Raw genomic sequence first — 22,957 nt, forward strand, 5'->3', positions numbered from 1 at the left:
AACCGTGAACAAGGAAATATTGAGAGAAGTCATCAAAGACTTGGAAAACTTAACAGCTCATCTTAAAGCACTATTTGATGATGCTGGTGCTTCTGGTGCTGGTTGTAAAGAAACAGCTCTTAATAATAAGGAGTCTGTTAAAAAGGTGAGTTTAGAGGATGTGCGAGCGGTTTTAGCAAAGCTTAGCCAGATGGGAAAGACAGCTGATGTGAAGAAACTCATCGTTAAGCACGGTGCGCAAAAGCTATCGGATGTTCCTGAAAGCGAGTATGAGAGCCTATTGCATGAAGCGGAGGGAATTAAAGGTGACTAAGCATGCTTTACTTTCACCGTCTTCTGCTCACAGGTGGATTAAGTGTACTCCTAGTGCTGTTTTAGAAGAAAAGTTTGAAAACACTACTTCTGCTGCAGCAAAGGAAGGAACGGCAGCACACGCGTGGTGTGAGTACAAGCTGAATAAGTTTCTTAACCGTCCGTGTGAAAAACCGTTAACCGAGTATGACTCAAGTGAGATGCAGGAATGCTCGGATGCTTACGTGGATTTCGTGTTGGAAAAATACGAGCAGGCAAAACTTAACTGTCAAGATCCTATTATTCTCATCGAGCAGAAAGTTGATTTTTCAGCTTACGTGCCGGACGGGTTTGGTACAGCGGACTGCATTATTGTAGGCGAAAAAACTCTGCAGGTTATCGACTTTAAGTACGGTCAAGGCGTGCTGGTTGATGCTTACGAGAATCCTCAGATGAAATGCTACGCTCTTGGAGCTTTAACGCTTTTCGACAGCTTGTACGAGATTCAAACTGTTGAGATGAGTATTTTTCAGCCAAGACGTGACAACGTATCAACTTTCACACTACCTGTCGCGGAGCTTATTTCTTGGGCTGAAAGCGTGCTTAAACCTAAAGCAGAGCTTGCTATTAAAGGCGAAGGCGAATTTGAAGCCGGAGACTGGTGCAGATTTTGCAGAGCAAAAGCCACGTGCCGTAAACGTGCGGAAGAAAACCTTAAACTTGCAGAACTTGAGTTCAAAGAGCCATCTGTTTTAACAGATAGTGAGATTGAAGAAGTGCTCACGCTTATCCCACAGTTAACAAAGTGGGCTGATGATGTTTTAGCTTACGCCACAGATTCCGCTATAAACCATGGTAAAGAGTGGTCTGGTTTCAAACTCGTAGAAGGCAGATCAGTTCGCAAGTTTAAGGACGAGACAGCTGTTATTGAGAAAGCAAAAGCTCATGGCTTTACCGACATTTTCAAAACTAGTCTTATCGGTTTAACAGAAATGCAAAAGCTGATGGGCAAGAAAAAATTTGAGGATATTCTGGGCGACCTCATTATAAAACCGTCCGGAAAACTTACGCTCGTACCAGACTCGGATAAGCGGGCAAAAGTTAACGTAACAAATGTAAACCAAGAATTCAAAAAGGAGAATTAGTACTATGTCTAAATTAAATAACACGAAAGTTATCACCGGTAAAAACACGCGTCTTTCCTATTTCAACGGTTGGGAGCCAAAATCTATTAACGGCGGCCCTGAAAAATACAGTGTTTCACTGCTTATCCCTAAAAGTGATGTTGAAACGATTACGGCTATTGAGAAAGCTATTGATGCTGCGATTGAGGAAGGTGTCGGCAAGTTCGGCGGTAAAAAACCAAACAAGGCTGCTCTTAAAACACCACTGAGGGACGGGGATATTGAGCGTGATGATGAAGCGTATAAAGGACATTATTTTATTAACGCGAACTCAACCACGGCTCCGCAGATTGTAGACAAGCAGGTAAAACCAATCATGGATCGCAGTGAAGTGTATTCAGGCTGCTATGCGAGGGTTTCCATCAACTTTTACGCGTTTAACTCTAACGGTAATAAGGGAGTTGCTTGCGGTCTTGGCAATATTCAAAAGATTCGAGACGGTGAGCCACTCGGCGGACGTAGTCTCGCAACCGATGATTTTACGACTTTAGAAGATGATGATTTTCTAGCATAAGGAGCGTGAGTTAATTATGGAAATTGTTATAGCGGTTTTTATTTCAGTGTTTATAGGAGTATTACTTCTTGATTTCACGGTAAAGAAACTCGTGAGTCTTTACGTTGATATTAAACACATTCTAAATAGGAATTAGAAGATTCCTGAAAATAGGATTTAGAAGATTCTATAAGTGGGGTGGCAGGTTTTCTGTCACCTCTTTTATTAACTTGGAGGTGATGTAATTTGGAAAATTTGAGTGTGGATTTGGAAACGTTTTCGAGTGTAAATCTTGGTAAATGTGGGGTTTACAAGTATGCAGAATCGGATGATTTTGAGATACTGCTTTTTGGCTACAGTGTGGACGGTAGTGAAGTTAAAGTCGTTGATTTAGCGCAAGGTGAAACCATACCCGAGGTTGTGCTTTCCGCTTTAACAGATGAAACAGTAACCAAGTGGGCGTTTAACGCTCAGTTTGAAAGAGTCTGCTTATCACGCTACCTGCGAGATAAAGGCATCAATGTTAACCCTGGTCAGACAGTGAAAAGTGAAGGCTTGTTTTTAAACCCAAGCTCCTGGCATTGCACAATGATCTGGTCAGCCACACTGGGGCTTCCCATGTCTTTGGAAAGCGTGGGAGCAGTACTGGGGCTTGATAAGCAGAAACTCACTGAAGGTAAGAATCTTATTAAATACTTCTGCCTACCGTGTAATCCTACGAAAGTAAACGGTGGAAGAACAAGAAACAAGTATTTTCACGATAAGGAAAAGTGGGAGCTGTTTAAATCGTATAACAAGCGTGATGTGGAAGTTGAGATGAGTATTCAAGAAAAGCTCTCACGCTTTCCCGTGCCAGACTTTTTATGGCAGGAGTTTTATCTCGACCAAACTATTAACGATCGTGGGATTGAAATAGATTCTCTTTTCGTTGATTCAGCTATAAAACTCGACCAGGAGGTGAAAACGCATCTCGTGAGTGAGATTAAACATGTTACAGGTTTAGAAAACCCGAATTCAGTGTTACAAATGCGCTCTTGGCTTAAAAAGCATGGTCTTGAAATGGAGTCGCTTGGTAAAAAAGAAGTCGCTAAAGAGCTTAAAACAGTGGGTAAAGAGTTGGCGGAAGTGTTGCGGCTTCGTCAGCAGCTTGCTAAATCATCGGTGAAAAAGTATACGGTGATGAAAAACGCTGCATGCATGGATTATCGGGAGCGTGGCATGTTTCGCTTCTATGGTGCAAACCGTACAGGAAGGTTTGCGGGAAGGCTCGTGCAATTACAAAACCTGCCACAAAACCATTTTCCTGATCTAGCGGAGGCTAGAAGTCTTGTTAAACAAGGAAATGTTGAAGCGTTGGAAATGCTTTATGAGGATATTCCGGATACTTTATCCCAGCTTATTCGCACTGCTTTTATTCCACGCACGGGATTTAAGTTTATTGTCGCGGACTTTTCAGCAATCGAAGCTAGAGTCCTTGCCTGGCTTGCAGGTGAAAAATGGCGTATGCGAGTATTCGCGGAAGGTAAAGACATCTACTGCTCGTCAGCCTCTCAAATGTTTGGCGTACCTGTTGAAAAACACGGAGTAAACGGGCACCTGCGGCAGAAAGGTAAGATAGCGGAACTTGCTTGTATTGCTGAAGGTGAACTTGTACTCACAGATGAAGGGCTTGTTCCAATTGAAGAAGTCACTACAAAACAAAAAGTGTGGGACGGAGAAAACTGGGTCAACCATAACGGAGTTGTTTTTAAGGGTGTAAAGGAGGTAATCGAGTATGAAGGACTTAGAGCAACACCAGACCATCTCGTCTGGGTTAAAGGGAAACCGAAGCCAATACGGTTTATTGAATCCGCCATCTGCAAAACACATCTCATACAAACCGGAGATGGTCGGAGAACAATACGGCTGGGTGAAAATCATAAGTGCAGAGAAACACTGGAATCAAAAGCAAAACCACTGTTATGTATTGACACAATGCGTAGGGTGCGGAAGCGTTCAATGGCAGGACTTAAACAGTCTAAAGTCGGGCAAATCAAAAGGGTGTCAAGCTTGCTCGCAGCCGAAACAAATACCAATATGGTTAGAAAAGCGGCTAAGTGCTGCGAAACAGCGATGCATCAATCCAAGAGATCCAAATTACAAAAACTATGGTGCAAGAGGGATAAAGTGGTGCTTCCATTCTGTTTTAGAAGCAGGCTTGTGGATTTTACAAGAGGTAGACAATGTGCGAAAAGACTGGGAATTAGATCGGATAAATACAAACGGCAACTACGAAAAAGGAAATATCCGCTTTGTTCCAAGAATAGTCAATCAAAACAACAAGCAGAACGCTATCCTAACACGGTGGGAGCAACAATATTGGCCATACGCAAGATCGGTAGTTACAAGAATGCTATCGAAAGGAATGGGCAGAGAAGAAATCATATCAAGAGCAAATACAGCTGTAGAACAACACAGAAAAAACTGGCGTTTAATCGAAGCAAGGCTCGAGTTTATGACATACGAAATGCCGGACCAAATCATCGTTTTACCGTATCGGGGAAGCTCGTGCATAACTGTGGCTACGGTGGTGCAGTAGGAGCATTAAAGGCAATGGGTGCTCTTGATATGGGTTTACATGAAGATGGTTTGCAACAGTTGGTTAATGATTGGAGATCTGCTAATCCGCATATTGTTTCATTGTGGTGGGATGTGGACAGAGCGGTAAAACAGTGTGTGCGCGAACACGTATCTGTGCGAACACACAATATTGTGTTCACTTATAAGAGTGGGTTTCTTATCATCGAACTGCCTTCGAAAAGATGCCTTTACTATGTGAAGCCACGTGTGGAAGAAAACAAGTATGGTGGTGAATCAGTCACCTATGAGGGTGTGGGGTCTACTAAAAAATGGGAGCGGCTGGAAAGCTACGGTCCTAAATTTGTGGAAAACATTACGCAAGCTATAGCTCGTGACATTCTCATCTATGCTATGCAAACGCTGAAAGAATATCGCATCGTCGCGCACGTGCATGATGAAGCCATTATCGAAACCGATAAGAATGTGAGTGTTCAAAGCGTGTGTGAGCTCATGGGAAGAACACCACCTTGGGCGGAAGGGCTTGTTTTACGAGCTGACGGCTACGAGTGCGAGTTTTACAAAAAAGATTAAAAAAATTTTAGGAGCAGGGTTAAAAACCTGCTCTTTTTCTTTGCCTGTGATTTAGAAGGCAATACCGCCTTCAAAAAGAACGTAAAAGGATACGCGAATGACTATTAAAAACAATATTAGTAAGCAAAAACGTGGCGTTAAAGGAGACTAAAAGTGGGTAAGTCTTATAAAAAGCATTTAGAAACAACACCGAACTTTAAGCCTATCGTCTACATTTGTGCTCCCTACCGTGGAGATAAGGAGAAAAACGTTGAGCACGCTATCCGGTGTGCGGCTTACGCGTATTCACGCGGAGCAATCCCTATCACTCCACACCTGCTTTTCCCGTTCATGGATGATGAGAATCAAAAGCATAGAGGGGATGCGATGTTTATGGACATTATCCTCTTAGGCAAGTGCAACGAGCTGTGGGTGTTCGGGGAGAAAATCACAGGCGGCATGCAAGTAGAAATCAATCTGGCAGAAAAACGCAGGCAGCCGATTAAGTATTTTACGGATAAGGATTTAGGGGGTGAATATTGATGCTTGAATGCAAAATTTATACAGCTTCCTGTGTGGGAAACAGTAGTAACTGCTTGTATCCTGACGAAATAAAAGTCTGTGATCGAGATAGCTTTAATAAGGCTATCTCTTTTGACCATGTCACAGCACAATTTACTAACAGTTATAGGTCTAAAGATAATTTTCTCTCATCTACCTGTATTCCGATGGACTGTGATAACGACCATTCTGATGTTGGTAAAGACTGGGTGACGCCTTTTGATGTTGCTTTAGCGTTTCCGAACGTGTGCTTTTACGCGTCTTATAGTAGAAACCACATGAAAGACAAGCATGGGAAGTGTGCAAGGCCACGTTTTCACGTGTATTTTCCAATTGAAGAAGTAAGCGATGCTAAAGCTTATGTGGAGCTTAAAACAAGGATTCAATCAGTATTCCCGTATTTTGACAGTAACGCTCTTGATGCGGCACGTTTTCTCTACGGTGTTAAAACTCCGCAGGTAGAACTTTACGAGGGTGAAAAAACAATTACTGATTTTCTCTCGGAAGAAGATTTCAGTGAATTTGATGCAGGAACAGAAGAAATACCATCAGGGCAGAGAAACTCTAGGCTTAGTCATATTGCAGGAAAACTCATCAAACGTTATGGTGCGACAGATGAAACACATGAGAAGTTTTTGAGTGAAGCAGAACGGTGCAATCCTCCTTTGCCTGACGCAGAATTATCTAAAATCTGGTATTCGGCTAAAAAGTTCGGGCTTAAAGTAGCAAGTCAAGAAGGTTATATTCCGCCTAGCGAGTATGGCAAAAGCTATGAGGAGTATAAGCCTGATGATTTAACAGATATTGCGATGGCTGAGGTTTTTGCCAAACATAACAAGAATAAGGCTGTTTATACGATGTCTGCCGGCTGGCTTTACTGGACGGGCAAGAAGTGGGAAGCGTCTGAGCTTAAAGTTATGAAACTTTACATGCTTATTGCTAAAAAGGTTTTGAAGAATGCCGGTGTTGAGTTTAAGACAGCTTACGAACAGTTCATTCAAGCTGAATCATCAGGTGATAAAGAGCAGGCGGATAAAGCAAAGAGTGAAGTGAATCGAGCAAAGCAGTATCTTTCGTTTGCTAAGAAGATGAATGATCACAGTAAAGTGTCCGGGATATTAAAGCTTGCTAAATCCATGCTGGAAGTTGCAAACGAAGAACTGGATCGTGATGCTTTCATTCTAAACACGCCTTGCGGAATCGTGGATTTAAAGACAGGCATGCTAAAAGCACATGATCCGTGTTTGTACTGTACGAAAATGACCGCTGTTTGTCCTTCACAGGAGAACATGGGATTGTGGCAGACAACGCTTGATATGGTTACCGCAGGTGATAAAGAGTTTCAGACATTTCTTCAAAGCCATGCGGGTAGTACGCTTATAGGTCAAGTGTTTGAAGAATCGCTTTTGCTAGTGTACGGGTCAGGCGGTAACGGTAAGTCGACCGTGTTTAATGCGGAAGCACATGTGCTTGGAGATTATGCGGGGAAAATACCTGCGGAGTCTTTAACCACTCGGGCTAAAAACGTGAAGGTGGATTTAGCGGAGCTTTGCGGTAAAAGGTTTATTCTTGCCTCTGAAACCGAGGAAGGACAAAGGCTTTCTATTTCCATGCTGAAACAGATAGCAAGCGTGGATGATATTTCAGCTGAGAGGAAATATTATGCTCCTTTTACGTTTACACCAAGCCACTCAACTATTCTCTACACGAACCATCTGCCGAAAGTCGGTTCGAACGATAAGGGAACGTGGCGGAGAATCTTTGTTGCACCGTTTACGAAAGAAATCAAGAATCCGAAAACAGACTATGTTGATGAACTTTTGCGAAAAGCAGGTGGTGCAATACTTCAATGGATGATTGAAGGAGCCAAGCTTTATATCCAAAACAGTTATAAATTCCCTACTTGTAAGGTGGTAGAGCAGGCTAAGGACGCTTATCGGGCTGAAAACGACTGGATAGGCCATTTCATCACTGATTATTGCATTAAGGGCGTGAATGAAACGGAGATGAGTAGGAGTCTTTACTTGTCTTACCGTCAGTGGGCAAATCTTAATGGTGAATATGTTAGAAACGATAGGGATTTTTCTAAGGCTTTACTGTTAGCGGGTTATAGCAAAAAACGGACGGGTAAAGGGTATCAGTGGTGTGGGCTTTCCATTAATCCTAATTTGCAGGCACAGGAGGATTTTCTTTGATGGAAAACACGGTAAAACTGAAAGATACTTCCTGAAAAATGTATTGGCGTGTAGGCAAATGTTTTACATGGTAAAAACCGGGTTCAGAGAAAAATGCTCTATGAGATTTTTTCATACACGAAAATAGGCGTTGCCTACACGCTACCATGCACGTTTTCAAGAAAGAAAAGCCTGATAAATAGGGGTTTTGTATTGTAGTGTACCCTTTTTCTTTACTTTTTATATAAGAAGAAAAAATAAAAGAAATATAAGTGTATATAGAGAAAAGTAAAAGATGGGTCTAAAGCATACATGGCTACACAAATAACATTCGCCTGATGTAAACGGGCAAAACCAACGAATGAAACAACACTATCCAATAAATGAAAAATAAGATTTGAGAAAGGTGGAATAAACCATGATTAACAAAAATGAGAGAACAGTAGAAACCTACAAGCAAGCAGGAGCAACAATGCGACTGACTAAGAGTCTGATTAGCCAATTAGTGGTCGATATTAGCCCGGTGCTTTTAGCGAAAGATCAAGACAGACTGCTAAAAGCCATGAACATGATTGATGAAGTATCCTCACACGCTGAGGACAACATGTTCAAAGATCACCCACAATTAAACAATCACTATATTGACGTGTTTTACGGCGATGTTTCCGATGAGCCGAGAAACGAAGTTGATAAGAAAATAATCGAGATGGCAAAAGAGGTATCTGATGGGCTTTTTACGAGAAAAGGAAACTGAGCGAAAACTCGTCCGTGATGTTAAAGCTTCGGGAGGGCTTTGTTTAAAGCTTACAAGTCCTTCCGTTGACGGGCTTCCTGACAGGCTGGTTTTACTTAACGGCGGGAAGATTGGTTTTGTGGAGCTTAAAGCACCGGGTAAAAAGCCTAGAGTTTTACAGGTGAAACGGATGAAGGATTTACAGGCTTTAGGTTTTAAGGTTTTCGTGGTTGATGACAGGAGTCAGATTGGAGGTGTGATTGATGCGATACGAGCCACATGAGTATCAAAAGTATGCGACTGATTTTATTATCACACACCCAGCGTCAGCGGTTTTGCTTGAAATGGGACTTGGTAAGAGTGTGATAAGTCTTACAGCAATTAACGACCTGATGCTTGACTCATTTGATGTTTCCAGGACTCTTGTTATCGCTCCTCTTAGGGTTGCAAACACTACGTGGCCTTTAGAGTTAGAAAAGTGGGAGCATTTAAAACACTTGACTTATTCTGTGGTAACAGGCAGTGAGAAGGAGCGGATTCAAGCACTAAAAACGCCTGCTCACGTTTATATTATTAACCGTGAAAACGTGGAGTGGCTGATAATGAAAAGCGGCCTACCGTTTAATTTTGACATGGTTGTGATAGATGAGCTTTCAAGTTTTAAATCATATCAGGCGAAACGTTTTAAAGCATTACTGAAGGCTAGGCCGAAAGTTAAAAGGATTGTAGGTCTTACGGGAACTCCTTCTTCTAACGGGCTTATGGATTTGTGGGCTGAGTTTAGACTGCTTGATATGGGTGAAAGACTAGGCCGTTATATTACGTATTATCGGCAGAACTTTTTTAATCCTGATAAGCGTAACCAGCACATGGTTTTTTCTTATAAGCCTAAAGATGGTGCTGAGAGTTTAATCTATAAGCAGATAGCTGATATTACGATTTCGATGAAGTCGAAAGACTATTTGAAAATGCCGGCGTGTGTGATAAACGAGGTGAAAGTAGAGTTATCCGGTAATGAGCGAAAACTCTATGATGAGCTGAAACAGGATATGGTGGTGTCGTTGGAGGGTAAAGAGATTGATGCGATTAACGCAGCGTCTCTTTCAAATAAGCTTCTTCAAATGGCAGGCGGCGCGGTTTATAACGAGAAAAAAGAAAGCGTTCATATTCATGATCGTAAGCTTGATGCTTTAGAGGATTTAATTGAGGCTGCTAACGGTAAACCGGTGCTTGTAGCTTACTGGTTTAAGCATGATCTTGAGCGGATTAAGAAACGTTTTAACGTGCGTGAGATTAAAACGAGTGCTGATATTGCTGACTGGAATGCCGGCATGATTCCTGTAGCATTGATTCACCCGGCTTCCGCAGGTCATGGTCTTAACCTACAGGCTGGCGGTTCAACTCTTATCTGGTTTTCCCTGACTTGGAGTTTGGAACTTTACCAGCAAACGAACGCTAGGCTTAACCGTCAGGGGCAAACCGGCACGGTTGTAATCCATCACATCATCACTAAGAACACGATTGATGAGGATGTGATGAGGGCTTTAAGCATGAAGGCTAAAGTGCAGGATGCTTTAATCGAGTCGGTTAAAGCAAGACTATCAATTAATGAAGTGAGGGAAAGGGGTTCTAGAGAGAACTTACCTCAAAATGGAGGTAAGAATGAACAAAAAAGAATACTTACGGCAAGCCTATCTTCTTGATAAACGAATTAAGGCTGACATGGATGAAGTAGTAAGACTGCGTGAGCTTGCTACAAGTGTTTCTTCATTAAGATACGACCGAGAGTATGTGCAGACGACTCGAAGCGTGGAAGCTCCGTTTGTGAAAGCTCTTATAAGGGTTATGGATTTAGAAGCCAAGATTAACACGGAGATCACGCTGCTTATCAGTTTGAAAGAGCAGATTTTGGACGTGATTTCTAAACTTGAAAGCGTGGATGAGCAGATGATTTTACGCTACCGTTACATGAGTAACATGACGTGGGAGGATATTGGTAAAGAACTCCATGCTAGCAGAATGACGATTATAAGATGGCATGGTAAAGCATTAGAGCACATGGTTTTACCAGATAATCTAATCCAAATCTAAAAAATGGTACGGTTTGGTACGCTCTGATACGAGATGACACTGCCTTCTATATGGTATTATAAACTTAGCAAAAATTATAAATACTAAGCCTTGGAAGAGTAATCTTTCAGGGCTTTTTTCATGCCTAAAAGGAGGGCACAACATGGATCAGATGGTATTACTAACACAGCAATGGTTAAACAAAACCTATGGTGATAAGCCTGGGTTTGGTTCAGTTATTACTGATGGGAATACTGGTTGGGATACAATTAATGGGCTTATTCGTGCTTTGCAGATTGAGCTTGGTATAACAGAAACGGCAAATAATTTTGGGAAAGGTACTCAGTCACGATTTAAGAAGCGCTGGCCAAATGGTATTGATCAGACAGATGAAAGTAATAATATTCATGGAATTATTCAGGGTGCTCTTTGGTGCAAAGGGTATGAGGCTGAATATGGAGGCATAACAGAAGAATTTACATATAATGTAGCAAACTCTATTTCTGATCTTAAAAGTGATATTGGTCTTTCAGATATTTCATCTACTGTGGATCTAGAACTAATGATGGTTCTTTTATCAATGAAACAATTCAAATTGTTATCGTTGTATGGAGGCAAAGAAGACATTCGTGTAACACAGCAGGCTGTTAACAGTAAATATAAGAATTATACTGGAATTATTCCAACAGACGGTCTGTATGGTCGTGAGATGAATACAGCATTGATTCAAGTGTTACAAGCTGTTGAAGGGTTTACTCCAGCTGAGGCTACTGGCAATTTTGGTAATGGCACACGATCACGTTTAAAGACAATTAGTGAGGGAACGAGTGAGTGGGTTTGGTTGGCAAGCGTAGCGCTCACATGTAATGGGTATTCGCTTACGCCAACTTCAACATGGAATAATGCAATAGTGTCGGCATTGTATAAGTTCCAAGCAGAGCATGTTATTCCTGTTACAGGTAAGGTTGATCCAACAACATGGATGAGCCTGTTAACTTCGAAAGGTGATCCTAATCGTTCTTGTGTAGCGTGTGATACACGTTTTGAGATTACTGACGAGTTTGCTGAGTGTTTGAAGGCTGATGGTTATAGGATTGTTGGTCGTTATTTGAGTGAACCTGATCAAAAAAACACTGCTGAAAAGGACTATTTTAAGGCATTGCGTACTGGAGAATTGGAAAGAATTGTGAGCCACGGTCTTCAATATTTCCCTATTTTTCAAGAGTATTCAACTGAATTACGTCATTTTACAGCAGAAAATGGAGCTCGTCATGCAAAAGAAGCGGTTGCTTCAGCTAAACGTCTTGGAGTTCCGCCAACAGTAATCTATTTTGCGGTTGATTATGATGCAACGAATCCGGAAATTAGTAGCAATATTTTGCCGTACTTCAAAGCTGTTAAAGAAAATATGCATGGTGGTTATCGGATTGGAATTTATGCATCTAGAAATATTTGTACTCGTGTTAGTAAAGCAGGATATGCGGTAGCATCATTTGTGTCTGATATGTCTACAGGTTTTAGTGGAAATCTAGGCTTTTCTATTCCAAGTAATTGGGCGTTTGATCAGTTCCATGAAATCCCTGGCTATAAAGGTAAATGGGATCTTGACAGAGTAGCATATTCTGGACGTTTTGGAGCGGTTGGAAGTGTAAATCATTCAACTGGCAATCCACAATCAAAGATTACTTATGTCGCTCCACCTAATCCAGATACGTCTCGTTTAACAAAAATTGAAAAAGTGATAGACCTCATTCAACAATTAGAAAGCGTGTATGATAAATGGCGAAAAGTATATCAAAAGTATGCGGTGGTTCTAGAGTATCATCCTTTAAGCGTGACTCAAGGTGTGATTAATTATCTAGCTAAGGCATATATGACGAATTGGAAATTTGCTATTGCTGGCGCGTTTGCAGATCCATTTTTCATAATATTCATGGAAAAAGAATATCCTGCATTAAAAGATAAGCTGGATACTTATATTGGTAATAAGCGTGACGAAGTTGCTGATATAAGTGGTGGTAAAAACGATATAGCACACTTTGCTTATACGCTTTATTGTTATGCTTATTCTAATTTAGCTCCAGATCATTGGACTGGTTGGGCAGGAGATCTTGCAACAGGCATGGATGACTTACATAAGTACCTGCAAAAGTATCCATCTCTTGATCGTATGAAAACAGCATATGCTCTTATTGGTTCAGACAGTAGTGCACAGTCAGAGTATTTTAAAGCAAATCATGTCAGTAATAAACTTGGTATTCGCTGCAATTTTACAGATTTTTGTGATGATGCAGACGCTATCTATTTAGGAATGAATCTACGTAATGCTAGTGATGAAAATTTGCATACTTTAAGCGATATGATGACAACTTATTATAGTAGTATTACTGCTCAAAAGAGATATACTGCTTATGCTCAAGATGGGTTAGATTTCAGTTCATTTAAAGCACTGGAAAATTCTATTAAGGCAAAAATGTATGGATGTCTGGAAAAAATTCTAGGATTTGGATTGCTGGCACGGCTTGCTGGCGAATCAACTGATGAAGAACGAGATGCATGCTGTATTGCTATGGCTCATTATTTGCTGGCAAAATCAAAATAATCATAGAGTTAAATTATTGAGATAACAGGTCACGGAGGTGATTGAGGGTGTCTTTATTCTCAATCACCTTTGTGCTTTTGGTTTCTTCTTCGTAAAAACTCTTTAACAATGATTGGAATTATAGTTGGGATACATTCAAGAGTAATAAAAAATGTAATGTACGTGCAAGTCCAGCTACTACCCAATTGCCGAGGAGACTCTTGTAATATCAATAAATCAATAGCAGGGGCGATAAGCGCGATAGCGATGGTTTTACAAACTCCTAAGTTTTCGAGTGTTTTTTGATTGACAACAATCGAGTAAAGAAGAATTTTTGTTAAACCAAGTGCATGAGCTATAACAATGAGTAAAAAGGGTGAGTCATAAACAATTTCCCAATCGAGTGATTTAAGAGAATTGATAATAAGTCCTAAAAGAGGGAGTAATAATGAAAAAAGGAATAATCGTATAGCTTGATATACAGATTTCTTCATAACTAACCTCCTTAAATTTATATAGTCAAGTGGATGCCTACTGTCATAGACAGACTATTTTTCACTTATTTTACGTTAATTTATCTTACTTGAAAAGGGAGGATGAGTCTTGCCGAGAAAACCTAAAAGACCGTGTTCTTATCAAGGCTGTCCGAACCTAACTGACGGCAGGTTTTGCGAGGAACATTTAAAACAAGAGAACCGACGCTACGAAAAATACGAGCGTCCTTATGATGCTCACAAGCGTTACGGCAGAGCGTGGCAGAAAGTGCGGGATTCTTATGTGAGAGAGCATCCTTTCTGTGAGCTTTGCTTTAAGAACCATATGCTTGTGCCTGTTGAGCAGGTTCATCATATTAAACCGATTGCTGAAGGTGGAACGCACGCTAGAGAGAATCTTATTTCTCTATGCAAATCCTGTCACTCTAAAATTCACGCTAAGCGTGGAGACCGCTGGCATAACAAATAAAAACCACCCCAGGGGCGGTCAAAATCTCTAAAAACCTATTCCCTGGGGAACGGGCGCAGGGTATTTTGCGTAAAAACAGCGAAATCAAAAGGGCAATAGGCAAAATCAAACACAAAAAATTTTTAGTAGTTAAAACTCACGTGGGAAGGAGGCGGAAAGTTTGCCTACAAAATCAAATAATATCGGCGGTCGTGGCGGCAGACGCGTGGGTGCCGGGCGTAAAAAGAAAGCGGTTGTTGAAAAAGCGAGTGAAGGAAACCCCGGTGGCAGGCCTTTAAGCGTGCTTGATATTCCGGAGCTTGAAGGTGCTGAAATGCCTCAGCCTCACGAGTTTTTATCCGCCACGCAAAAAGACGGCACTCAGCTTCAGGCTAAAGAAATTTTCGCTGAAACATGGAAGTGGCTAAAAGACATTGGTGTTAGCAGTAAAGTCCCATCTCCTCTTATTGAACGGTATGCGATGAGCTGTGCTCGTTGGATTCAATGTGAGGAAGTAACCAGTAAACTCGGGTTTCTTTCCAAGCATCCGACCACGGGTAAACCGATACCATCGCCTTTTATCAACATTGGTATTAACTACATGAATCAGGCGGTCAGGCTTTGGAATGAGATTTTCCAGATTGTGAAAGAAAACTGTTCGACTGAGTTTGATGGCGTTTCACCTCAAAACGATTTAATGGAACGCCTGCTTATTACACGTAAAAACATTTAGGAGAAAAATTATGATAGAAAAAGTAAACCCGTCACATGTCGACAAGATTGCGGATCGTATTGCTGGAGCAATTGTTGATCTTGCTTACAAGCTGGATGAGAATCCGAAGATTGCTGTTGAAGTGATGCTCGGGCATGGTAAGTGTGCCGTGTGCATTGAAAGCACGGTGATGTTTAAGTTTAAGGATATTAAAAATATTATCCACCGTTTAAGCCCTGGGAAAGTAAAGATTGATATTACGGTTGTGCCACAGGATAAGCATTTAAGCCGAAACCAGGATGGTATGGTTCGCTCGGGTGATAACGGGATTTTTAAAGGCATGCCACTAACAGGCGAGCAGAAGAACCTCTCGGCTATTGCCCGAAAGGTTTATGAAAAGTATCCGTATGACGGCAAGTATGTTCTTGATGGTGAAAAGCTTATCATCTGCCAGTCTCACGCTAAAAGAGAAGACTTATTGAAAGACTATCCGAATGCGTTTGTTAATCCTTTAGGCGACTGGACTGGTGGTATCAGCGTGGATACGGGAGCGGTTAACCGAAAACTCGGGTCAGACATGGCTGATGCTGTTACGGGCGGCGGTCTTCATGGTAAGGATCTTACGAAAGCTGACGTGTCGGTTAACATTTACGCGTTTTTGAAAGCGCAGGAAACCGGCCGGGTGGTTGAGTTTTCTTGTGCTATCGGGGACGAGATGGTTGATGGTAAACCGTATGCGCAGATTGTGGAAATTGCGAAAGATTATATTGACTCGGTGGGTGGTTTTGAAAAGCTGGCTTGCTGGGGTCTTTTCTGACGGGAGGAAAGCTTATGGAAAAAGAAATGCAGTATTATTTGGCTGACGTAAGTGAGCTTATCCCGTATGTGAGAAACGCTCGCACGCACTCTGAGGCGCAAGTAGCTCAGATAGCGGCAAGTATTCGCGAGTTTGGTTTTCTATCCCCAATTCTAGTGGCTGAGGATAATACGATTCTCGCAGGGCATGGCAGGCTTGCCGCGGCATTAAAACTGGGTCTTAAAAAAGTTCCGTGCGTGAAAGAAAATCATTTAACTGAAACACAAAAGCGTGCTTATATTATTGCGGATAATAAGCTTTCACTTAACGCAGGCTGGGACAGTGAGCTATTAGCTGTTGAGTTATCGGAGCTTGAAGGAGCTGATTTTAATCTTGATCTTCTCGGGTTTGACGAGGCGGAGCTTTCCAGTATTTTTGATGCTGATAAAGACGTGAGTGATGATGATTTTGATGTTGAAAAAGAGCTGGAAGAACCGTGTTTTTCTAAAACAGGTGACGTGTGGACGCTTGGCAGGCATCGTATTATTTGCGGTGATGCTACTAAGTTAGAAACATATAAGACGCTTCTTGAGAATACTAAAGTGAATCTGGTGGTTACTGATCCGCCTTATAACGTGAACTATGAGGGTTCTGCTGGGAAAATTAAAAACGATAATATGGAGAATGATAAGTTTTACCAGTTTCTTTTCAACTCGTTCGTGAACATGGAGCAGGCGATGGCAGATGATGCGTCTATCTACGTGTTTCATGCTGACACGGAGGGTTTGAATTTTAGAAAAGCATTCCAGGACGCGGGGTTTTATCTTTCAGGTTGTTGTATTTGGAAGAAACCGTCTCTGGTGTTGGGTAGAAGCCCTTACCAGTGGCAGCATGAACCGTGTTTGTATGGGTGGAAGAAAAAAGGTAAACACAAGTGGTACGCGGGTAGGAAAGAAACTTCAGTTTGGGAGTTTGAAAAGCCTAAGAAAAACGCTGATCATCCAACCATGAAACCAATAGCTCTTTTAGCGTATCCGATTAAAAACTCGAGTATGACGAACTCGCTTGTGTTAGATCCGTTTGCTGGAAGTGGTAGCACGCTTATAGCCTGCGAGCAGACGGGTAGAATCTGCTACGCTATCGAGCTTGACGAGAAATATTGTGACGTGATTGTGAAACGTTATATTGAGCAGGTTGGAAATGATAAGAGTGTGAAAGTTTTAAGAGGCGGTAAAGAATACTCGTTTACTGAAGTATGTACTAACAAGTAAGACTCGTATTTTATATGAAAAATAGTTTGCAAACGCTTGCTATAAACCTTCTTTAGAGTGATTTATATATGTACCCGAAAAAATCTAAAGGAGGAAAAATGGAATTAAAATACGGGTTAAAAGGAAAAGATAGGCAGCCGCTTATTAAAGCTATAGAGGATTCTACGGGAGTAAAGGCTGTTTACTTAAAAACTCCGAGTATGTCTTACAGGATAGGTGTTTTCAACATTAGTAAAGATGGTACGGTCACGTGTAGTAGTGAAGAGAACTTAGATGATTTGAAAAACATGTTAGACGCTGACTATGGTATAAGTCTTCCAGTCTGCGCGTGTGATGGTACGCAATGTTTTAGTGTTGAGTTTCCTAAAGATAAGGCTGATGTGGTAAAGCTTAGGAAAATTCTTGATAATAAGGGTGATCTTATTAAAAAAGCGTTAGGAGTGAACAGTCTTAATATTAAGGAAGAAGATGATAAGCTTATTTTTCCTTGGTTTGAGCAGGCTAACCAACCAGGCTTGGCATCCTATGCGAAGTTTATAAACAGTCTTTGTAAAATGAGCGTGGAAATTAAACGCGTTAATAATAGTAAGCATAAGCCGGTTAACGATAAGTATGCTTTCAGATGTTTTCTTCTTAGACTCGGGTTTATAGGAGACGAGTTTAAACAAGACAGGAAAATTATGCTTTCCCGTTTAGAAGGCTCCTGCGCTTTTAGAAACGGGGGTGAGCGTAATGCTGTATGCGAGTGAAGACCAGGCGTACGTGTTGAGTGAAGACTGTACTACAGGCTCTTTGGTTGAAGAAATTTTCGCGATTTTAGAGCAAGAGAACGAGGTTTTTGTAAAAGTATGTTTTACTGTAGTAGATGATTTTTGGGTGATTATTATTTCAGCATGATTTTAGAAACATTTTAACGGTTTTTAAGAGTAAAAAAATTAGCGAAAACTGGTGGGGAAAAACGTGTAAATACCCGGTGTTTCTTGGCTTAAAAGCTTGCTATTGCGCTCTTTTAGAGTGATATATAGTATCAGCAAAAACACGTGCGCAAAGGAGAAACTCATGAAAAAAGAAATTTTACAAAACCTCGCAAACGAAGTTAAAACATGCAGACGCTACACATTAAACGCAGTCAAAAAAGCTGAAGAAGGGAAAATTAGTTCGGCTATCAGCATGCTCGACATCGCGCAAACAGCAAAAACCTGCGCCAGTAAAGCTCACGAGGAGCTTTGGAAGGCAAGCGGAGGAAAACTAAACGATACGGAGTTTCAACTGTTTGCGGATGCTGAAACCTTGGACAAGGATATTCAAAAAGCTTATCAAGCGATTCAACAAGCAAGAAGCTAAAAGAAAGGGGGGATAGTCAGCCATAGGGTTGGAAGGCTGGAGAAAAATCGTGGAATTATCCGCGATTTTTTCTCGTTTACGGCTTGCTATTCTGTGCTTTTAGAGTGATATATAGTATCAGCAAAAAACACAGAAAAAGGAGAAAAAATCATGTGGGAACAAGATACGCTTAAAGTAGAAAATCAGGTTGTAAGCTACAGTATGAAGGTTTTTGAAGAGCCAAGCGAATATGGGATTAACCAGGGTCGAATTTCCAAGCTTACTTTGAAAAACAATAACAAGGTTATCGCAAACTACGATAGAGGCTGGGACATGATGCCAACAGGCAAGCTTGCAAACGAGGCTTTAGAAATGATCCTCGACGCTAGAAACTAAAAACTTTAAGTTTAGTTAAAAGTAGCAGGGCTTTGAGGCCCTGTTTCTCGTAGGAAAGATAAGGAAATGATGTGGACGCAAGTAAGCGTCTTTTTTTTTATGCCTAAAGAAAGGAGGAGCTTAAGTTGCAAGCGTACGAGGTTACTAAGTTTAAAAAAGAAGATTCAACGTATAGTAAGGATTTAGCGGATTATGCTGTAAGTTTTATCGAATGTTTAACACACACGAAAGGAACGTGGGCTGGTAAGCCTTTTAAGCTCCTTGACTGGCAGGAGCAGATTATTAGAGACTTGTTTGGCGTGGTTAAACCGAATGGTTACCGTCAGTTTAATACCGCGTATATTGAAATACCTAAGAAAATGGGTAAAAGTGAGCTTGCCGCGGCAGTGGCACTGCTTTTATGCTGTGGGGATAATGAGGAGCGTGCCGAGGTTTATGGTTGTGCGGCTGACCGTCAGCAGGCAACCATCGTGTTTGATGTGGCGGCTGACATGGTTAGAATGTGTCCGGCTCTTAATCGTAGGGTTAAAATTTTAGCTTCGCAAAAACGTATTATTTTCCTACCAACTAACAGTTTCTACCAAGTGTTGTCGGCTGAAGCGTACTCTAAACACGGTTTTAACATTCACGGTGTCGTGTTTGATGAGCTTCACACGCAGCCAAACCGTAAACTGTTTGACGTGATGACTAAAGGCTCCGGGGATGCTCGCATGCAGCCACTATATTTTCTGATTACCACGGCTGGTACGGATACGCATTCTATCTGCTATGAGACGCATCAGAAAGCAGTGGATATTATCGAGGGTAGGAAAATTGATCCAACTTTCTACCCCGTGATTTATGGTGCAAAAGATTCGGATGATTGGACGGATCCTAAGGTGTGGAAGAAAGCTAATCCTTCTCTTGGGGTGACGGTTCAAATGGAGAAAGTTAAAGCTGCTTTCGAGTCAGCCCGGCAAAATCCCGGTGAAGAGAATGCTTTCCGTCAGCTTCGTCTTAACCAGTGGGTGAAACAGTCTATTCGTTGGATGCCGATGGAAAAATGGGATGCTTGCGGTTTTCAGGTGAACGAGGAAGAACTAGAGGGCAGGGTCTGCTATGGGGGTCTTGACCTTTCAAGCACCACTGATCTTACGGCTTTTTCGCTTGTGTTTCCGCCTTTAGATGAGTCGGATAAGTTTCGTATCCTACCTTATTTTTGGGTGCCTGAAGAAACCTTGAGTTTGCGCGTGAAACGGGACCACGTGCCGTATGACGTGTGGGAAAAACAAGGGTTTATTAAGACTACGGAAGGAAACGTTGTTCACTATGGGTTTATTGAAAAATTCATCGAAACTTTAGGTGAACGTTTCAATATTCGTGAGATTGCTTTCGACCGTTGGGGTGCGGTGCAAATGGTGCAAAACCTTGAAAACATGGGGTTTACCGTGGTTCCGTTCGGACAAGGGTTCAAGGATATGAGTCCGCCTACCAAGGAGCTTATGAAGCTTGTGCTCGAGCAGAAAATCGCACACGCAGGGCATCCGGTGCTTCGCTGGAATATGGATAACATTTTCATCCGCACTGATCCTGCAGGAAACATTAAGGCAGATAAGGAAAAATCAACCGAGAAAATAGACGGTGCTATCGCAACCATTATGGCACTTGACCGTGCTATAAGATGCGGTAACGCGAACACTCAAAGCGTGTATGACGCTCGAGGAATCCTATTCATGTAAAGAGGTGGGTCGTGAATATTTTTAGTAAGATTTTTAAGAGTAGGGATAAGCCTGAGAATCGTTTTAACTTGAATGCTCAAAGGTTTATTAGTGGCATGTCTTCTTCTGGTAAGAGGGTGAATGAGCGTTCGGCGATGCAGATGACGGCAGTTTACTCGTGTGTGCGTATCCTGTCTGAAGCGGTGGCGAGTCTGCCGCTTCACGTGTATGAGCGGACGAGTACGGGTACGGCTAAAGCGATTAAACATCCTTTATATAAGGTGCTTCATGATGAGCCGAATCTTGAAATGACAAGCTTCGTGTTTAGAGAAACCTTGATGACGCATCTACTGTTATGGGGTAATGCTTACGCGCAGATTATTCGAAACGGTAAAGGCGAGGTTTTAGGCTTATACCCTTTAATGCCTGATCGTATGAGAGTTGACCGGGATGAGAGTGGTCAAATTTTTTACGAGTATACGTTAAATGATAGTGATGTTTTAGCGGGTAAAGAAACGAGTGTGAAACTTAAACCTTTTGACGTGCTTCATATTCCCGGTCTTGGTTTTGACGGTCTTGTTGGCTATTCGCCTATTGCGATGGCAAAAAACGCTATCGGTATGGCGATAGCTACGGAAGAGTATGGTGCATCGTTTTTCGCTAACGGTGCTACACCAAGTGGAATCTTGGAATACCCCGGTACAGTGAAAGATCCTCAAAGTATGAGGGATAGTTGGAATAAGGGGTTCTCGGGTTCTAACTCGCATAAGATAGCGATTTTAGAGGAAGGCATGAAGTATACGCCTATTTCTATTTCGCCTAACGAAGCACAGTTTCTTGAAACTCGTAAGTTTCAGATTAACGAGATTGCTCGTATTTTTAGAGTCCCACCACACATGGTTGGTGATTTAGAAAAGTCGAGTTTTTCTAATATTGAGCAGCAGTCGTTGGAGTTTGTGAAATACACGCTGGATCCTTGGGTGGCGCGTTTTGAACAGTCTATTACGAGGCGGCTTTTTACTGATAAGGAGAAAGAAACTTATTATGTGAAGTTTAACGTGGATGGTCTTCTTCGAGGAGACTATCAGAGTCGTATGAATGGTTATGCTACCGCTCGTCAAAACGGTTGGATGAGCGCGAACGATATTAGACAGTTAGAAAACTTGGATAAGATTCCCGCCTGTGAGGGTGGTGACTTGTATTTGATTAACGGTAACATGCTCCCGCTTAACCGTGCTGGAGCGTTCACTGTAATTGGTAGAAATAAGTTAGGTGATTAAGATGAATTTGTGTCTTGATAATATTAATATAATATGTTATATTAATATTATTTTATTATAACTGTTTAGACAGTGGATGAATCATTTAGGCAACGAAGACATAACGAATTATCTTAACGTTAAGCGAAAAATAGAATTTAATCTCTATGGATACTTAGCTAAGATAATATCCTACACTATGAGAGTATACAACAAATTAATAATAGCAGAAAGGATGGAATAATTTATGTGACATTATAAAAAAAATCATAAAATGTACAAGAATAGTGATCATTCGAGATAAAATCTGATTAATCTCAATCTTAGTTAAAGATGTTGTTTTTAAGGAGGTGCTTACAAATGATTAGAAAAAGAAAGATGTTATCAGCAATAACCACTTATGTAATGGTTGTTGGAATGTTGTTTTTCACATCCAATTCTGTTGCTTATGCGTATACTTTATCTCAACCAAAATCGTTTTATGATAGTATTTCATGGACATGGTTTTATAGCGATAAGGCTACGCCAGCATATAATTGTCTAGGATTTGCAACTGGTAGTATGACGTACGAATGGCCTAGTGACTTTGGTGATGATGGTGCTACTAAAGCGCAATTGGATAATTATCTGGCAAAGAAAGGTTATAGACCTTATAAATATGATCCATTTATTCTAGTGTATGGTCATTCTCCTGATAAAATTGTTCATTTTGCAAAGGTTACTGGTCTTAAGTGGTGCCGTGCTAAATGGGGACAATTGGAGCTGTTTAACCATGGTAGTCATGATCCTTATTACCCTAATTCTGTTTATGGTTCTTTGCAACACAAATACACTGCGAATTAGAATTCTAGGAGGTGTAATACTATGTCTAAGAAAAAAATGTATATTTCGCTAGGAACTTTACTTTTATTGGTTCTATTTGTATTTACTGGAATTTTTATTATTGGAAATAATCCAGCATCAAAGAATAGTGGGAATATAGCTCATAAATTGATGCCAGTAAACGTAGCTTATGCTGAAACGTTAGATGATATAAAGGGATCCATGAATAAGTTGATGGTGGAATTAGAAACTGAGACGAAGACTAATCCACAAGTGGCTATGCAGGCACATCCAGGAAAGTTTATTAGGAATTCTAAAAACTATCAAAGAATATTGAAACTGGGACTGAAGGCAATTAAACCTCTTTACGATGCTATTTATGATAGTAGAGATGCTGGATGCTATGAATATATTCTAGCTATGGCTATTGAAGACATAACTGGCGAAAAGTTTGTTTACAATTCTGACTATGGTTGGAAAAATTCGTTAGAGTTTAGGATGGCTTCTGTCTTTATACACATCT

The 22,957-nt window shown here is 41.1% G+C and carries 23 protein-coding genes and 1 pseudogene; 23 read left to right on the plus strand and 1 reads right to left on the minus strand.

Annotated elements, in window-relative coordinates:
* Positions 1 to 4 precede the first annotated feature (4 nt).
* The 11 genes from BFS05_RS05345 to BFS05_RS05395 all read left to right on the plus strand — a co-directional run bounded on the left by BFS05_RS05345 (position 5) and on the right by BFS05_RS05395 (position 13,237).
* Entirely contained in the window at positions 5 to 313 is a 309-nt protein-coding gene (locus tag BFS05_RS05345; protein WP_103084944.1) for a hypothetical protein, read from the plus strand.
* Positions 306 to 1,436, plus strand: a complete 1,131-nt coding sequence (locus BFS05_RS05350) for a DUF2800 domain-containing protein (RefSeq protein WP_103084945.1) — start codon at positions 306 to 308, stop codon at positions 1,434 to 1,436. The genes BFS05_RS05345 and BFS05_RS05350 overlap by 8 nt, the downstream gene beginning before the upstream one ends.
* A gap of 4 nt (positions 1,437 to 1,440) precedes the next feature.
* Complete coding sequence (locus BFS05_RS05355; protein WP_103084946.1) at positions 1,441 to 1,989, plus strand: DUF2815 family protein; 549 nt, start codon at positions 1,441 to 1,443, stop codon at positions 1,987 to 1,989.
* A gap of 225 nt (positions 1,990 to 2,214) precedes the next feature.
* Positions 2,215 to 5,118: a DNA polymerase gene (locus BFS05_RS05360; RefSeq protein ID WP_103084947.1), complete on the plus strand. Its 2,904-nt coding sequence runs from the start codon at positions 2,215 to 2,217 to the stop codon at positions 5,116 to 5,118.
* A gap of 153 nt (positions 5,119 to 5,271) precedes the next feature.
* Positions 5,272 to 5,640, plus strand: coding sequence for a DUF7768 domain-containing protein (locus tag BFS05_RS05365; protein ID WP_103084948.1), 369 nt, complete (start codon positions 5,272 to 5,274; stop codon positions 5,638 to 5,640).
* Between the two features lie 53 nt (positions 5,641 to 5,693).
* The gene (locus BFS05_RS05370) at positions 5,694 to 7,853 is read left to right on the plus strand and encodes a phage/plasmid primase, P4 family (protein WP_258004266.1); all 2,160 of its coding nucleotides are present in this window, start codon (positions 5,694 to 5,696) and stop codon (positions 7,851 to 7,853) included.
* 451 nt (positions 7,854 to 8,304) lie between these two features.
* Entirely contained in the window at positions 8,305 to 8,586 is a 282-nt protein-coding gene (locus tag BFS05_RS05375) for a hypothetical protein (protein ID WP_258004267.1), read from the plus strand.
* Positions 8,558 to 8,848 carry a PDDEXK family nuclease gene (locus BFS05_RS05380; RefSeq protein ID WP_103084951.1) on the plus strand — a complete coding sequence of 97 codons (291 nt, stop codon included), beginning with the start codon at positions 8,558 to 8,560 and terminating at the stop codon, positions 8,846 to 8,848. Before BFS05_RS05375 ends, BFS05_RS05380 begins: the two co-directional genes overlap by 29 nt.
* A complete protein-coding gene (locus tag BFS05_RS05385; RefSeq protein ID WP_103084952.1) occupies positions 8,829 to 10,268 on the plus strand; it encodes an SNF2-related protein in 1,440 nt (479 codons plus the stop codon). The genes BFS05_RS05380 and BFS05_RS05385 overlap by 20 nt, the downstream gene beginning before the upstream one ends.
* Positions 10,228 to 10,656, plus strand: a complete 429-nt coding sequence (locus BFS05_RS05390; RefSeq protein ID WP_103084953.1) for a sigma factor-like helix-turn-helix DNA-binding protein — start codon at positions 10,228 to 10,230, stop codon at positions 10,654 to 10,656. The genes BFS05_RS05385 and BFS05_RS05390 overlap by 41 nt, the downstream gene beginning before the upstream one ends.
* Positions 10,657 to 10,798: 142 nt before the next feature.
* Positions 10,799 to 13,237 carry a glycoside hydrolase domain-containing protein gene (locus BFS05_RS05395; RefSeq protein ID WP_103014034.1) on the plus strand — a complete coding sequence of 813 codons (2,439 nt, stop codon included), beginning with the start codon at positions 10,799 to 10,801 and terminating at the stop codon, positions 13,235 to 13,237.
* A 59-nt stretch (positions 13,238 to 13,296) separates the two neighbouring features.
* Here BFS05_RS05395 and BFS05_RS05400 read toward each other — a convergent pair whose 3' ends face one another.
* Positions 13,297 to 13,710, minus strand: a complete 414-nt coding sequence (locus tag BFS05_RS05400; protein WP_103084954.1) for a hypothetical protein — start codon at positions 13,708 to 13,710, stop codon at positions 13,297 to 13,299.
* A 283-nt stretch (positions 13,711 to 13,993) separates the two neighbouring features.
* On the opposite strand from BFS05_RS05400, the gene BFS05_RS07205 reads away from it, so the two are divergent.
* From BFS05_RS07205 to BFS05_RS05455, 12 genes and pseudogenes are all read left to right on the plus strand, one after another.
* Positions 13,994 to 14,179: an HNH endonuclease gene (locus BFS05_RS07205; protein WP_258004268.1), complete on the plus strand. Its 186-nt coding sequence runs from the start codon at positions 13,994 to 13,996 to the stop codon at positions 14,177 to 14,179.
* A 160-nt stretch (positions 14,180 to 14,339) separates the two neighbouring features.
* Positions 14,340 to 14,891 carry a P27 family phage terminase small subunit gene (locus tag BFS05_RS05410; RefSeq protein WP_014554461.1) on the plus strand — a complete coding sequence of 184 codons (552 nt, stop codon included), beginning with the start codon at positions 14,340 to 14,342 and terminating at the stop codon, positions 14,889 to 14,891.
* A gap of 10 nt (positions 14,892 to 14,901) precedes the next feature.
* Complete coding sequence (locus BFS05_RS05415; protein WP_103084956.1) at positions 14,902 to 15,687, plus strand: S-adenosylmethionine synthetase N-terminal domain-containing protein; 786 nt, start codon at positions 14,902 to 14,904, stop codon at positions 15,685 to 15,687.
* 14 nt (positions 15,688 to 15,701) lie between these two features.
* Positions 15,702 to 16,937 (plus strand): site-specific DNA-methyltransferase, encoded by a 1,236-nt coding sequence (locus BFS05_RS05420; protein ID WP_103084957.1) that lies wholly within the window; start codon positions 15,702 to 15,704, stop codon positions 16,935 to 16,937.
* Between the two features lie 98 nt (positions 16,938 to 17,035).
* Positions 17,036 to 17,686 carry a virulence protein gene (locus BFS05_RS05425; RefSeq protein WP_246979759.1) on the plus strand — a complete coding sequence of 217 codons (651 nt, stop codon included), beginning with the start codon at positions 17,036 to 17,038 and terminating at the stop codon, positions 17,684 to 17,686.
* A complete protein-coding gene (locus BFS05_RS06835) occupies positions 17,670 to 17,834 on the plus strand; it encodes a hypothetical protein (RefSeq protein ID WP_180978615.1) in 165 nt (54 codons plus the stop codon). The genes BFS05_RS05425 and BFS05_RS06835 overlap by 17 nt, the downstream gene beginning before the upstream one ends.
* Positions 17,835 to 17,996: 162 nt before the next feature.
* Positions 17,997 to 18,281, plus strand: a complete 285-nt coding sequence (locus BFS05_RS05430; protein ID WP_103084959.1) for a transcriptional regulator — start codon at positions 17,997 to 17,999, stop codon at positions 18,279 to 18,281.
* 150 nt (positions 18,282 to 18,431) lie between these two features.
* A complete protein-coding gene (locus BFS05_RS05435; protein WP_004125772.1) occupies positions 18,432 to 18,656 on the plus strand; it encodes a DUF7678 domain-containing protein in 225 nt (74 codons plus the stop codon).
* A gap of 125 nt (positions 18,657 to 18,781) precedes the next feature.
* Positions 18,782 to 20,374 (plus strand): terminase large subunit, encoded by a 1,593-nt coding sequence (locus tag BFS05_RS05440; protein WP_103084960.1) that lies wholly within the window; start codon positions 18,782 to 18,784, stop codon positions 20,372 to 20,374.
* Between the two features lie 11 nt (positions 20,375 to 20,385).
* Positions 20,386 to 21,633, plus strand: coding sequence for a phage portal protein (locus BFS05_RS05445; protein ID WP_103084961.1), 1,248 nt, complete (start codon positions 20,386 to 20,388; stop codon positions 21,631 to 21,633).
* Positions 21,634 to 22,029: 396 nt separating this feature from the next.
* Positions 22,030 to 22,455 carry a DUF7689 domain-containing protein gene (locus BFS05_RS06695; RefSeq protein WP_445351588.1) on the plus strand — a complete coding sequence of 142 codons (426 nt, stop codon included), beginning with the start codon at positions 22,030 to 22,032 and terminating at the stop codon, positions 22,453 to 22,455.
* 21 nt (positions 22,456 to 22,476) lie between these two features.
* Positions 22,477 to 22,957 (plus strand): annotated as a pseudogene (locus BFS05_RS05455) (hypothetical protein); the annotation flags it as partial.

The sequence above is a fragment of the Gardnerella coleohominis genome (assembly GCF_002896555.1).
Lineage (GTDB): Bacteria > Actinomycetota > Actinomycetes > Actinomycetales > Bifidobacteriaceae > Bifidobacterium > Bifidobacterium vaginale_F.